Annotated in this window: 13 protein-coding genes; 12 read left to right on the top strand and 1 reads right to left on the bottom strand. The window is 53.8% G+C overall.

The genetic code is table 11. The features are described from left to right. Positions 1–148: 148 nt before the first annotated feature. Positions 149–1,336 carry a bifunctional 2-methylcitrate synthase/citrate synthase gene (gene prpC / locus P0Y67_RS16685; protein WP_342392787.1) on the top strand — a complete coding sequence of 396 codons (1,188 nt, stop codon included), beginning with the start codon at positions 149–151 and terminating at the stop codon, positions 1,334–1,336. 202 nt (positions 1,337–1,538) lie between these two features. Continuing rightward, positions 1,539–2,990 carry a bifunctional 2-methylcitrate dehydratase/aconitate hydratase gene (locus tag P0Y67_RS16680; RefSeq protein WP_342392786.1) on the top strand — a complete coding sequence of 484 codons (1,452 nt, stop codon included), beginning with the start codon at positions 1,539–1,541 and terminating at the stop codon, positions 2,988–2,990. A 102-nt stretch (positions 2,991–3,092) separates the two neighbouring features. Here the strand turns inward: P0Y67_RS16680 and P0Y67_RS16675 are convergent, their stop codons facing one another. Further along, positions 3,093–3,329: a hypothetical protein gene (locus P0Y67_RS16675; protein WP_342392785.1), complete on the bottom strand. Its 237-nt coding sequence runs from the start codon at positions 3,327–3,329 to the stop codon at positions 3,093–3,095. Positions 3,330–3,584: 255 nt separating this feature from the next. Between P0Y67_RS16675 and P0Y67_RS16670 the strand changes: the two genes are divergently transcribed. From P0Y67_RS16670 to P0Y67_RS16625, 10 genes are all read left to right on the top strand, one after another. Continuing rightward, on the top strand, positions 3,585–4,916 hold the full coding sequence (locus tag P0Y67_RS16670) for an isochorismate synthase (protein ID WP_342392783.1): 1,332 nt from the start codon (positions 3,585–3,587) through the stop codon (positions 4,914–4,916). Next, positions 4,916–6,661, top strand: coding sequence for a 2-succinyl-5-enolpyruvyl-6-hydroxy-3-cyclohexene-1-carboxylic-acid synthase (menD, locus tag P0Y67_RS16665; RefSeq protein WP_342392782.1), 1,746 nt, complete (start codon positions 4,916–4,918; stop codon positions 6,659–6,661). The genes P0Y67_RS16670 and menD overlap by 1 nt, the downstream gene beginning before the upstream one ends. Continuing rightward, positions 6,651–7,445 (top strand): 2-succinyl-6-hydroxy-2,4-cyclohexadiene-1-carboxylate synthase, encoded by a 795-nt coding sequence (gene menH / locus P0Y67_RS16660; protein WP_342392781.1) that lies wholly within the window; start codon positions 6,651–6,653, stop codon positions 7,443–7,445. Before menD ends, menH begins: the two co-directional genes overlap by 11 nt. An 18-nt stretch (positions 7,446–7,463) precedes the next feature. Further along, entirely contained in the window at positions 7,464–8,330 is an 867-nt protein-coding gene (menB, locus tag P0Y67_RS16655; protein ID WP_342392780.1) for a 1,4-dihydroxy-2-naphthoyl-CoA synthase, read from the top strand. A 57-nt stretch (positions 8,331–8,387) separates the two neighbouring features. Beyond that, complete coding sequence (gene menC, locus P0Y67_RS16650) at positions 8,388–9,392, top strand: o-succinylbenzoate synthase (RefSeq protein WP_342392779.1); 1,005 nt, start codon at positions 8,388–8,390, stop codon at positions 9,390–9,392. Beyond that, entirely contained in the window at positions 9,389–10,885 is a 1,497-nt protein-coding gene (gene menE, locus P0Y67_RS16645; protein WP_446728851.1) for an o-succinylbenzoate--CoA ligase, read from the top strand. Before menC ends, menE begins: the two co-directional genes overlap by 4 nt. Before the next feature lie 272 nt (positions 10,886–11,157). After that, positions 11,158–11,703 carry a GNAT family N-acetyltransferase gene (locus P0Y67_RS16640; RefSeq protein ID WP_342392777.1) on the top strand — a complete coding sequence of 182 codons (546 nt, stop codon included), beginning with the start codon at positions 11,158–11,160 and terminating at the stop codon, positions 11,701–11,703. A 487-nt stretch (positions 11,704–12,190) separates the two neighbouring features. Continuing rightward, on the top strand, positions 12,191–12,496 hold the full coding sequence (locus P0Y67_RS16635; RefSeq protein ID WP_342392776.1) for a hypothetical protein: 306 nt from the start codon (positions 12,191–12,193) through the stop codon (positions 12,494–12,496). Between the two features lies 1 nt (position 12,497). After that, positions 12,498–13,097 carry a hypothetical protein gene (locus tag P0Y67_RS16630; protein ID WP_342392775.1) on the top strand — a complete coding sequence of 200 codons (600 nt, stop codon included), beginning with the start codon at positions 12,498–12,500 and terminating at the stop codon, positions 13,095–13,097. 78 nt (positions 13,098–13,175) lie between these two features. Further along, the coding region (locus P0Y67_RS16625) for an IS256 family transposase (RefSeq protein WP_342392774.1) at positions 13,176–13,947 on the top strand (772 nt) is incomplete at its 3' end.

Below are 13,947 nucleotides of genomic sequence, written 5' to 3'. Positions count from 1 at the left end.
TCAGAAATTGTGCCCGGTAACCCCCTCCTAACCTCCCCCTTGAAAAGGGGGAGGGACAGAAAGAATTCATGCAACAGAAAAAGAGAAGGCGTACGAAGTCAGCGTCTCAATCCAATAACGTGACGACCAGCAACAAAAGGAGCCTGTAATGACTGCGACACAATCAGTGACAGCGGACAATGAAAACACGGCAAACAAGGACAGTTCACATAACAAGCCACTGGGCGGGGCAGGTCTTCGCGGTCAGAGTGCCGGCAGCACCGCGCTCTGTACCGTGGGCAAAACCGGTACCGGCCTGACATACCGTGGCTATGACATCACAGATCTGGCGCACAATGCCCAGTTCGAAGAAGTGGCTTATCTGCTGCTGAAAGGCAAACTGCCGACCCAGGCAGAGCTGGATCAGTACAAAGCGACACTGAAAGCTAAACGCGGCCTGCCCGGTGCATTGAAAACCGTGCTGGAAGCGATTCCGGCGCAGGCACACCCGATGGACGTGATGCGTACCGGCTGCTCCATGCTGGGTAACCTGGATCAGGAAACGGATTTCAGCCAGCAGGCAGACAAAACCGACACGTTACTGGCCATGCTGCCTGCCATCATTTGCTACTGGTACCGCTACAGCCACGACGGGGTGCGCATCGATACCGCCAGTTCTGAGCAGGATTGTACCGGCGGCTATTTTCTGGAAATGCTGACCGGTAAGGCGCCGTCGGAGCTGCATAAGCAGGTGATGCATTGCTCGCTGATCCTCTATGCCGAGCATGAGTTCAATGCCTCGACCTTCACCGCGCGTGTCTGTGCTTCTACTCTGTCTGATCTGCATTCGTGCATTACGGCGGCGATCGGCAGCCTGCGCGGCCCGCTGCACGGCGGAGCTAACGAAGCGGCGATGGCGATGATCGAACACTGGAAAACCCCGGACGAAGCGGAAAGCCATATCCTCACCATGCTGGCGAATAAAGACAAAATCATGGGCTTTGGTCATGCAATTTATCGCGACTCAGACCCGCGTAACGCGCTGATCAAAGAATGGGCGCGTAAGTTGTCGGCCGATGCCGGTGACGCCCATTTATATGCTGTGTCTGAGCGGGTGGAAGCTGTGATGAAACGTGAAAAAGGTCTGTTTGCCAATGCGGACTTTTTCCATGCCTCGGCGTATCACTTTATGGGGATTCCCACCAAATTGTTTACGCCGATCTTTGTCATGAGCCGTGTTACCGGCTGGGCTGCGCATGTGTATGAGCAGCGTGAGAATAACCGCATCATCCGGCCGAGTGCAGATTATATCGGCCCGGATCATCAGGACTGGCTGCCGATAGACCAACGCCGCTGATATTCCCTCCCCTTAGTCAAGGGGAGGGTTAGGGTGGGGTTGGTGAGAAGTGCACGGGTTTGAGCCTTATGCCGAAGAACCCCCTACCAGCCTCCCCCTTGAAAAGGGGGAGGGATCAACGAAGCTTGCTGTCACGGCTGATACTCCCTCCCTTTGAAAGGGAATCGAAACAATAACGACTCAGAAGTAAAAGGAAAGATGAATGAGCCTCAACGTTGAACTGAATGAACGCCCGCAGCCGGATGAGCTGCTGGTAAAAATTGCCGATTATGTGGCCAATAGTGAAATTACCTCAGCCGAGGCCTATAACACCGCCCGTAACTGCCTGATGGATACCCTGGGCTGTGGCCTGCTGGCACTGCGCTTCCCTGAATGCACCAAACACCTGGGCCCGACTGTACCGGGTACAACTGTACTGAACGGCGCGCGTGTACCGGGCACCTCCCACGAGCTGGACCCGATCACCGCTGCGTTTAACATTGGTTGCATCATTCGCTGGCTGGATTTTAATGACACCTGGCTGGCCGCAGAATGGGGCCATCCGTCTGACAACCTGGGCGGTATTCTGGCTACAGCCGATTACCTGAGCCGCGTTGCTGTCTCGGAAGGCAAAGCGCCGCTGACCATGCGCGACGTACTGACCGCTATGATCAAAGCCCATGAAATTCAGGGCGTGCTGGCGCTGGAAAACAGTTATAACCGCGTGGGTCTGGATCATGTACTGCTGGTGCGTGTGGCATCAACGGCTGTGGTGACCAAGATGCTGGGCGGAAACCGCGATCAGATCATTGATGCTGTGTCTCAGGCCTGGGTTGATGGCTGTGCGCTGCGCACCTATCGTCACGCACCGAATGCCGGCTCCCGTAAGTCGTGGGCAGCGGGCGATGCCACCTCCCGTGCCGTACGTCTGGCGATGATCACCATGAAAGGCGAAATGGGGCTGCCGTCTGTGCTGACTGCCCCTAAATGGGGCTACTACGATGTGCTGTTCAACGGCCAGCCGTTCAGGCTGAATCAGGATTTTGGCAGCTACGTGATGGAAAATGTGCTGTTTAAGATTTCTTTCCCGGCAGAGTTCCACGCCCAGACAGCGGTAGAGTGCGCAGTGACGCTGCATGATCAGGTGAAGGATCGTCTGGATGACATCGAACGTATCGAAGTGACCACGCACGAATCTGCTATTCGCATTATTTCCAAATCCGGCGATCTGGCCAATCCTGCCGACCGTGATCACTGCCTGCAATACATGATTGCTGTGCCTCTGATTTACGGCGATCTGATTGCAGAGCACTATGAAGATGACTTCCACCGTGGCGACAGCCGCATCGATGCGCTGCGCAGCAAAATGGAAATCATTGAAGATAAGCGTTACAGCGCCGAATATCTGGAATCAGACAAGCGCTCGATTGCCAATGCTATTCAGATTTTCTTCAACGATGGCACCAGCACCGAGAAGGTCTCGGTTGAGTACCCGATTGGTCACCGCCGTCGCCGTGGAGAAGGCATTCCTGTGCTGGAGCGTAAGTTCAGACGCAACCTGCTGACCCGCTTCCCGCAGGGCATGAGTGATAAGATTGTTGAGCTCTGCAGTGATCAGGCCAGGCTGGAAGCAACCCCGGTGAATGAGTTTATGGCGCTGTTTGCCATTAACTGATCACAACGGATTGCCCATCTGTAACAGAGACCGGCGTATTGAGCGCCGGTTTTTTTGTTTGTTTTTGTTAATCACACTTATCACACAGGACAAGGTTGCCCATCAGTGAAGGACTGGCTGGGAAATGGCTTTTTTCAATTGTTCAAGTACATACTCAGCAGATACCAGGATCACAAACTTCACTGTGGGTAACCGAAACGTGCTGTCTGTCACCGGCATTGCCGGAAAGACCTGACTCATCGGCCAGCGTGGCGGCGCCAATGTCTGATGGTGGGTATCACTGGATCTTGGGCTGCACTCTGTGAATTCCAGATGCAGTCTGGGTAGTTGCGTCAGCATGCTCACCTCAATCTACAGGCAGGAGTCTTCCTGTCATCCCTCAAAAAAATAAACGCACTGAAAGTAAGGCTAATGGCTCTCTTGCTATTGATATAAGGACGAAAAAGCGAACTTCAAGTCTCTGTACTCAGGTTCTTTATTGTTCAGGATAAAAAATGAAAACAATATTGATCTGGTGCATCTCAGGGCAGTTGGCTGAGCAGTAGAATACGGGCTGAGTTCGGCTGCTTTCCAATTCTGCTCTGTGAGGTCAAGGTGTCGCATTTTTGTCAGACGGTCAGTGCACTTATTGAACGTGTTCGCACGGCGCCGGAAGGTACTGCCCGGCTGAAACAGCCGCTGGCGGCTCAATCTGACGTGTCGGGTGTCGACTGGCTGGATGCGCAGACGCTGTATCCGAAATTGTACTGGCAATCGCGTGATGGTCAGGAGGAAGTGGTGGCACTGGGCCAGCATGCGGTTTATTCCGATCCGCAGCCTGCCTGCGCCCTGCTCCAGGATGAACAGCGTGTGTGGGGCTGCCGTGCTTTTGATGCTGAGGAAAATCGCAGCGATTCAACGCTGTGTTCTTATTTTTTCCTGCCCTGTATTGAGCTGATCCGCGAGGGCGACACATGGTCACTGGCGGTGAACCTGCATGGCGGCAAAGCATCAGTGATTGCAAAGCTCAGACAATTAGTGACCAAGCAAATCTTGTTGCCTGCCATTAGCGGTGCAAGGACCGCGGCGCCGATCGTGTCTGTGCGCCATACCCCGAATCAAACTCACTGGCACAAGCTGGTTGGCGATGTGCTGGCGGGTATTCAGACCGGGCAGTTCGACAAAGTGGTGCTGGCCAGAAAGAGCACAGTAACAATCAATTCTGCGATGTCAGCCGCGCAATTACTCAGTGCCAGCCGTCAGGCCAATGCGTACAGTTTTCATTTCATGCTGGCGCTGGATGAGCAGCGGGCGTTTGTGGGCTCGAGCCCTGAGCGTTTGTATCAGCGTGACGGCGTCAGTCTTCAGACCGAAGCACTTGCCGGTACCATTGGCCGCGGGCGCACGCCTGCACAGGATCGGCAATGGGCCCGCTGGCTCAGCCTGGATGCGAAAAACCGTCAGGAAAATCAGTACGTGGTGGACGATATTACCGATAGTCTGGCGCCCTATATTGATTATCTTGATGTTGAGGAGTCGCCAGCGCTGCTGCAACTGCGTCAGGTACAGCACTTAAAACGCCATATCCGTGCCCGGCTAAAACCCGGCGTCTGTGGCGTAAGTCTGCTTCATGCGCTGCAACCTACCGCTGCCGTGGCCGGATTGCCCCGCTGCTCAGCCATGCAGTTTCTCCGCCAGCATGAACCGTTTGAGCGCGGCTGGTATGCCGGTTCGCTGGGTTATGTCAGTCGCGAAAAAGCAGAATTCTGTGTGGCGATCCGCAGCGCTTATATCATGCAGGATCAGCTGCAGCTTTTTGCCGGAGCAGGCATAGTGGCAGGCTCTGAAGCAGGCAGTGAATGGCTGGAGCTGGACAGGAAAATGTCGACCCTGCTGGCGTTAATCAAAGATTTCGCTGCCGCAACGCACGTGTCTGAGGTGGCCTGATGATTGGCGAACAGGCTCACCTGAACCGGATCTGGGCGCGAACCCTGCTCGAAGAATTGTCACGCCTGGGGGTGACAGAGCTCTGTCTTGCCCCCGGTTCACGCTCGACACCGCTGGCTCTGGAAGCCGACGCGCATCCGGCACTGAATCTGCATAGCCATTTTGATGAGCGCGGACTGGGCTTTCTTGCGCTCGGTATGGCCAAAACCAGCGGCCAGCCGGTGGCGGTTATCGTGACCTCCGGCACCGCGGTGGCCAATCTGTTACCGGCTGTGGTTGAAGCGGGGCTGACCGGTGAAAAGCTGGTGTTGCTGACCGCCGACCGGCCTGCCGAACTGATTGGCTGCGGCGCCAATCAGGCGATCTGCCAGCCGGGAATTTTCTCTTCTCATGTGACCGCCTGCCTGGATCTGCCCAGCCCTTCTGTGACTGTCCCGTTACACTGGCTGCTGACATCGGTAGATGAGCTGCTGTTTCGCCAGCGTCAGCAGGGTGGTGCGGTGCACATAAACTGCCCGTTTCCGGAGCCTCTGTATTCGCCAGATCCGCCGGATGAATCGGGCTATTACACAGGTTTGCTTGCTCACTGGCGAAGCGCGGAGCAGCCTTTTGCCTGTGTGTCTGTTCAGCCTGCACGGGTCACTGTGCCTGATGATATTCAGGCGCTGCGCAGAAAAAAGACGGTCATTATCGCCGGTGACATGTCTGTTTCAGACGCGCAGGCGGTGGCCGCACTGGCGGCAGCGCTGGAATGCCCGCTGCTGTGCGATCCGCAATCGGGGATCGGCAGCGACTGGGCGCACTACGATCTCTGGCTGCAGGTTGACGAGCTGGCCGCGCCGCTGAATGAGTGCAATCTGATCCTCCAGTTTGGCTCACGCCTGATTTCCAAGCGCCTGACCCAGTGGATTGCCCGGCAGGTCGGTGAAAGGCAGGGCGAATACTGGTATGTGTCGGCCGACAGGGCACGTCACAATCCGGACCACCTGCCGCAACGCCATTTTGTCGCGGGTATTGCCGACTGGGCAGACAAGGCCCTGACAGCGTTAGCAAATACCGCCGCTGATGATCCGCTGCCCGGACAGACGCATCAGCAGCACTGGCGACAGGCACTCCGGCACACGGCGCAGCAGGTCCATGCCAGGGTCGGCAGCTATTTAGCGGCCAGTGGCGCAATGTCGGAACTGGCACTGGCGATGGATCTGAGCCACAGGGGTCAGCAGGCGAGTTTCTTTCTGGGAAACAGCCTGATTGCCAGACTGGTCGACATGTTTACCCTGTTTGACGGGCGGGCTGTTTACACTAACCGGGGCGCTTCGGGCATTGACGGGCTGGTCGCCACTGCGGCAGGGGTGCAGCGTGCCAGCGGCAGTCCTTTAATCTTGCTGCTGGGCGATACCTCGCTGCTGCATGATCTGAACTCGCTGGCGTTATTGACCCACAGTAAAACACCTGTGGTCATCGTCGTCACGAACAACGACGGCGGTGCCATTTTTGATCTGCTGCCTGTCCCGCCGGACAGTAAACAGCATTTGTACCAGATGCCGCACGGTTATCAGTTTGAGCACGCTGCCCGTCAGTTTGGACTGGCGTATTACAAAACCACGACACTGTTTGCTTATCAATCGGTTGTGAATGAGCATTTGCTTGCCGGGACAGGTGCGCTGCTGGTGGAGATCCAGACGCCGCCGGGAGAAGCCGGCGAGCAGCTCAGCCAGTTCATCAGAGATCTGCATGCTCTGTAGCCGGTTTCTTACCCGGAGCGATCAGCCTGAACAGCCGGTGATGGTGTTTCTCCACGGCCTGCTGGGCAACGGAGCAGACTGGCTTGACTGCGCTCAGTGGCTGCAAGCCTATTCCTGTATCGGGCTGGATTTGCCCGGTCATGGCGGCAGCCGCGCTGTTGCCTGTCACTCTCTGGATCAGGCGGCGGGACAGGTTCGCGATAGCCTGATCAAGCTTCAGCTGGCTGACCGGCCCCTGGTGCTGACGGGCTACTCACTGGGCGCCCGTATCGCCATGCACGGAGTGGCCTGCGGCCTGTTTGCGCCGCTGAATATCCGGCTGCTGGCGGTGGAAGGCGGTCACTTTGGCCTGACTTCCACACAGGAACAAGTTGTACGGTGGCGACAGGACTGCCGCTGGGCCCGCCGGTTTCGCCGTGAGCCTGTCGATGCGGTGTTGGCCGACTGGTACCAGCAACCTGTCTTTTCTTCGCTGAATCATGCGCAAAAACAAAGTTTGGTTAACTGCCGCAGTGATAACCTCGGATCAGGTGTGGCCACCATGCTGCTCGCGACGTCATTAGCCCGGCAAGCGTATCTGGCGGATGCGCTCAAGTCGCAGCCCGTGCCGCTGCATTACTTTTACGGCGGGCATGACAGCAAATTTTCGCGAATGGCCAACGACAGCCGGGTGCCGGCAAGCTGTATCGCCCATGCCGGGCACAACGCCCACAAAGAACAACCGCAGGCTTTTGCGATGGCGCTCAGGCGTCAGCTGCACCAGCATCTTGAAATAACACAGTGATCTGAGAGTGAGGATGAGATGGCTATAACCCTGGGTTTGTCTGAACAGGCACTTTATGCGCCGATTGAATGGGTAAACGGCGGCAGCGGGTATGACGATATTCAGTACCACACATCGAGCGATGGCATTGCCAGAATCACCATCGCCCGTCCGCAGGTGCACAATGCTTTTCGTCCGCAGACCGTCAACGAAATGATCCATGCGCTGTCACAAGCCCGCTACGATGAGTCCGTCGGCGTGATTATTCTCACCGGGCTGGGCGAGGATGCCTTCTGCTCCGGGGGCGATCAGAAAGTACGTGGTGACTATGGCGGTTACCGGGACGATGCCGGTACTCACCATTTGAATGTGCTGGATTTTCAGCGCCAGATCCGCACCTGTCCGAAACCTGTGATTGCCTCGGTGGCCGGCTGGGCGGTGGGCGGCGGCCATGTGCTGCACATGATGTGCGATCTGACCATAGCGGCAGAGAATGCCCGCTTTGGTCAGACCGGCCCGAAAGTCGGGTCTTTTGACGGCGGCTGGGGCGCCGCTTATATGGCACGGATTGTCGGTCAGAAAAAGGCCCGCGAAATCTGGTTTCTGTGTCGTTTTTACGATGCGCAGGAAGCGCTGGAGATGGGGCTGGTCAATACCGTTGTGCCGCTGGCGGAGCTGGAAAGAGAGACGGTGCGATGGTGTCGTGAAGTGTTGCAGCACAGCCCGATGGCGCTGCGTTGCCTCAAAGCCGCACTGAATGCCGACTGCGACGGACAGGCCGGACTGCAGGAGCTGGCGGGCAATGCCACCATGCTGTTTTATATGACCGAAGAAGGTCAGGAAGGCCGTAATGCGTTCAATGAAAAACGCCAGCCGGACTTCAAAAAATTCCCGCGCAACCCGTGATCTGTCATCAATGAGCGATAAATACAGAACCGTATATAGAAACAAGGTGTGAACAGGATGACGCGTTCAGCCAGTCTGTATCGTTACCGGTTGCCGATGGACACTGGGGTGATCCTGCGGGGCAGGCGATTAACCGAGCGCACCGGCTACATCGCCGAGCTGCGGCAGGGCGCGCGCATCGGACGCGGGGAAATCGCGCCCTTGCCGGGCTTCAGTGTGGAATGTGCCGATCAGGCCGAACAGCAGAGCCGCATCGCGCTCAAATGCTGGGTGGCCGGAAAGGACATCATGGCCTGTGCCCGGTGGCCGTCGGTGGCATTCGGGCTGTCGATGGCGGCATTGGAACTGCAAGGCGGACTACCGATCGCAGCCACATACCGGACGGTGCCCTTGCTGAGCCATGAGTCAGTGCACACCGGGGCGGCAGGCGCTGCCACAAACCTCTGCGTGCCAGCGGATTGCCGCCTTGTCAAACTCAAACTGGGCCGTGGTTCGCCGCACCAGGATGCTGTTAATGTCAGTGCCTTGCTGAAAGCGCACCCGTCGCTGATGCTGCGGCTGGACGCCAACTGTGCCTGGTCGCTGTCGCAGGCGCATGAGTTCGCCCGCGATCTTGCGCCTGCTCATGTTTCACGAATTGCCTTTATTGAAGAGCCTTGTCAGCGACCGGCCGACAGCCTGAATTTCAGCAAAGAAACCGGCCTCGCACTGGCGTGGGATGAAACTTTGCAAGCTGCCGTCACAGCGCCGGATTTCAGACTCAATCGCTTGGCGGGTGCTCAGACGCTTATCCTGAAGCCGACCTTGATCGGTTCGGTGCAGCGCTGTGCGCAATTGATTGGCGATGCGCATGCCGCGGGCATGTCTGTGGTGATCAGTTCAGCGCTTGAGTCCAGCCTGGGGCTGACGCAGCTCGCACGCCTGTCTCACTGGTTGCTGCCAGAGAGCTTGCCCGGGCTGGATACACTTCATCTGTTCAGCGCGCAGCTTGAAATCCCCTGGCCGGGCAGTTCGTTGCCGGTTCAGTCGTTACAACAACAGACGCGGGTATGGCAGTCATGAGTCCGCACAGTCTGCACCAGCCTTGCCTCTGGCACACCTGGGCCCAAACGCGGCCTGACGATATCGCCCTGATCACGGCTGACACTGAATACACCTGGCAAGCACTGACTGAGCAGATTCACCACCTGGCGCGCGTGCTCGCCGCTCAGGGGGTGAGCGAAGGTGCTGTGGTGACCGTAGTCAGCAACAACTCGCCGGATGTGGTGATGCTCTATTTGGCTTGTAGCCAGCTGGGCGCGATCACGGCCCTGACGATGCCGCAGCCCTATCAGCTAATTCAGAAAAACCTGCGTGTGCTGTATGGCGAGGGGCAGCGACAGTTTGTGTGGATCAGTGACTCAGCCATCAGCGGTTTTTCAGAACAGGACAGGCAGCGCTTATTTACAGACTGCCAGGTTCTGAATCTGCAAGCGCCGGCTGCCGCATCGGCGCCGTGTCTTGCCCGCGATGCAGAACGACAAGACGCAAAACAACGCGACACTGAACAACGCAACACAGAAAAAATAGCCTCGATTGTTTTTACCTCAGGCTCGTCCGGCGTGCCCAAAGCGGTCGCCCACACCCAGGCTCAGCATCTGGCCTCGGCCCGTGGACTGCTGGCGGTTTTGTCGTTTCAGCAGCACGATTGCTGGCTGCTCAGTCTGCCCATGTATCACGTTTCCGGTCTGTCGATTCTGTACCGCTGGCTCACTGTTGGTGCCTGCCTGAAAATCGGCAGCGGTCAGCTGGAACAGGACATTCAAGGGGCGACCCATGCGTCGCTGGTAGCCACGCAGCTCAAACGACTGCTGGATCACCGCCAGCCGCTGCAGCTCAGCCATGTGTTACTGGGCGGCAGTGACGTGCCTTTGCCACTTTGCCAGCAGGCCAGAGACAGTGGCATTGAAACCTGGCTGGGTTATGGCATGACAGAAGCGGCGTCGACGGTGACGGCCAAACCGACAGACCACATCCCCAGCGCCGGGCGTGTGTTGCCAAACCGTCAGGTTCAGTTGAGAAACCACCGGATTTTTATTAGCGGCGACACCTTAGCGAGCGGTTACTATCATCAGGGTCAGCTTATCCCGCTGATGGATGAACAGGGCTGGTTTGATACCAAAGATGTCGGCCTGTGGGTCGACGGTGAACTTCGCATCACAGGCCGTGCCGATAACCAGTTTATTTCCGGCGGCGAGAATATCCACTGCGAAGAAATTGAAGCTGTGCTGAACCGTCATCCCGACATCAGGCAGAGTATGGTGATCCCTGTTCACTGCCCCGAATACGGCGCCCGCCCGATTGCCCTGATCGACAGCCCCAGCGACCTGTCAGCCCTGCAACTGCCCCTCTGGCTGGCAGACAAACTCACCCGCTTCAAAATCCCCGATGCATTTTTCCCCATGCCGCAACAGCCGCAAACCGGCATCAAACTATCGCGAAAGGCCATGAAAGAGTGGTTTTCTGACAATCAAAATGAATACCAGCTCATGAACGACCCTGAAAGCGCTCAGTGACCGCAGTCGCTTTTTCACCAGCATCTGCGACGCTGAACTTCAGGGTAGATCATAAAGTGCGATAAAAGTTCATGATATAAATTGGGTTGCATAATGTGTTTGAGTAAGATATAAGGCAGTGAGTCGTATCACTTACTGATGGATCTATATGATTAAGTAAAAATAGTTAATATAAATCAGTGGGTAAGCTGGACTTCGTTGAGGTAGTTATACGACAGAGTTATATGACATGATGTCGTAGAATAAAATGTTATGCGTAAGAAGGAGAATACATGAGAATAGTTGAAGCAAAGCGGTCAGATCTAGAATATTTCTTCGAGTATATAGGGGCGCAGCTTCTTGAAAATGCGGATGATGATTCTCCACTTTTTCAACCAATATCTAAAGAAAATTGTCTAGTTTCAGAACAATTTAAGGCCAAGTTTCGAGATGGTTTTGAGTACAGTCTTGGTGAACCTGGCTGGAGAAAGCTCTGGGTAATCAAAGATTCTAATGAACGAGTAGTTGGTCATATTGACTTACGTCATTACAGTGAAGAGTATAAATTTCATCGTGTGCTTTTGGGCATGGGTGTTGATTCAAGTTTAAGAAAACAGGGTTTAGGTGTAAAACTGATTGAATCCGTAATTCAGTTTTGTAATAAAACTTCAAGTATCGATTGGTTAGATCTCAATGTTCTTTCTAACAATCTTCCTGCGAAAAATTTGTATTTGAAATGTGGTTTCGAAGCTGTTGGGGAAATGTCAGATTGCTACCGCATAGAAGCGGAGGCTGTGTCAGAAACTACGATGACACTATGTACGAAAAATTACGCCTAACAAATAAGCATAACTGGCGCGCAGCCGACACTTTATTCGGGTGTTGGACAAGCCCGAAGCGGCATTATTAAGGAATAACCTGGTTCAGCGCCGGGTTGCTTTCTGTAGTTTGGTTGGCACAGGTAACTGCCATACCGACAGGCTGAGCATCATCAATAGGATAGTCAGTCACAATCCCAGGGAAAAATACAGGGATGTATTTTTAGGTTGTCGGCGCCGGGAGCGCCTACAACCGGCCCGGACAACACCAGCGAAATCAAAGGCTTTTCTGGGCACTCTTTGAGCCAGCAAAGAGTGTCTGGCGCGCGTCACACCATGGCGAGAGAAGCACAGAACTCAAGCGCGACATACAAGACAGCCCCCGCTTCCCCAGTGTGGCAAAGCTTGATGAGGGGAGATCATGTCATGCGTTAATTTGCAATGTACGTCAAACTGCGTACAATACTTGACTGTACGAAAAGTGGCGTACATACTTCAAAGGTTCGTAATGGGTTTTAGAGACGTAAAAAGCAAAGTCATAGGCTGTCTGGAAGAGGGGGCATATGATCACGAAGTTAGAGATAACATTGATGTGAAAAATCTTTTCCAGTGTGGACAGTTGTCAGATGCTGACGTGATTTCGCTTGTCAACCAAACCCGAGGAAATGAGTATGAGGTAAGTCCTCATCATAAAGCTCCGTCAATTGATGTTCATATACTGAAACCATTTAAAGACGGAAAACGATGGTACATTAAGTTTTACTTTATTGAGCCAGATGTAATGTTTATTAGTGTGCATGAGAGTGGAGTGTAATATGAAAATAGTAAAAGAGGGTGACACAAGGAAGGTAATTTGTCCTGATTGTGGTTTAACTCATGCTACATATTTACTTCGGGATATTAGATTTAGTGATAATAGTGGTGTTGTTAAAGATGTTTTAGCTGCTGTTTGTGATGAATGTGGAAAGGTGGTTAGTATACCAAAACAATCCACAGCTAAAGTTAAAGCAGAGTATAATAAGATTAAAACCCCTATTGATGTTCGCTTACCTGCTCATTATTTAGATATTTTGAATTTGGCAACACAAAAAATAGATCCAACTCTTAGCGATAGTTTTAATAAATCATTGGTGTTGTACTATTTGCATGCTTTAAGTACGGGAAGGTATTCTCAAAAAAACTTAAACGTGTTGCTAACTACAGAACTGGCTAAAGCAAAATCTTCTAAAAGATTTTCAGTTAAGGTTAATGAAAAAAGCATAAATGAGATAAATTTACTTATGGAATCTCAAGGGTTGAAAAATAATACTGAAGTATTTAAGAGTGTAATACTGAGAATCAATGAAGACATAGTTCAACCTAAAAAACCTAAACATCTTTCAGAACTTCAAAATTTTGCCGCGGCTTTTGCATGAGAAAACTAACAAATAAGCAGGTAGTGTTCAAAGTTTTGTGTCTTTTCCTACACTTCCTAAAAACGGGAGAGACACATCATGGCTGATAAATACGAAATTGATATCCAGGCATTCGCCAAAGCGCTGCAGTCCGGGCAAAACCTCAATGGCAAGGATGGCCTGCTCACGCCGCTGATCAAGCAGATCACCGAAGCCGCATTGGGAGCTGAGCTGGACGAGCATCTGACGAATGAAACTTCTGCCAACCGCAAGAATGGCACCTCCAGAAAGACGGTCAAAACATCGTCAGGTGAATTTGAACTGGAAACGCCGAGAGACCGTAATGGCACGTTCGAACCTCAGACCGTCAAGAAGTATCAGACCCGCCTGACCGACGAGATGGAGGGGAAGATCCTCTCTCTATTCGCACTTGGGAACAGCTATCAGAACATCCGAGAACACATCTTAGATCTGTACGGCATGAGTATCTCCAACGGCACTATCAACACCATCACCGACCGTTTGGTACCTGAACTCAGAGCATGGCAGGAGCGGGATCTGGAGCCGCTCTATCCCTTCGTCTGGCTGGATGCAATTCACTATAAAATCAAAGAGAACGGTCGCTTCATATCCAAAGCCGTCTACACGATTCTGGGTCTGACCGTTGAGGGTAAAAAAGAGCTGCTGGGGCTGTATCTGTCTGAAAATGAAGGCGCACATTACTGGCTCAGCGTGCTGACCGACCTGCAGAACCGCGGCGTCAAGGACATCCTGATCGCTTCGGTAGACGGCCTGAAAGGCTTCCCGGAAGCCATTGAAACCATCTACCCTGAGACAGAGGTGCAGATCTGCGTCATTCACCAAATCCGCA

Source organism: Photobacterium sp. SP02, from assembly GCF_038519165.1.
Classification (GTDB): Bacteria; Pseudomonadota; Gammaproteobacteria; order Enterobacterales; family Vibrionaceae; genus Photobacterium; species Photobacterium halotolerans.
Note: the sequence above shows the minus strand (reverse complement) of the source record. Positions and strands in the feature narration are given on the sequence as shown.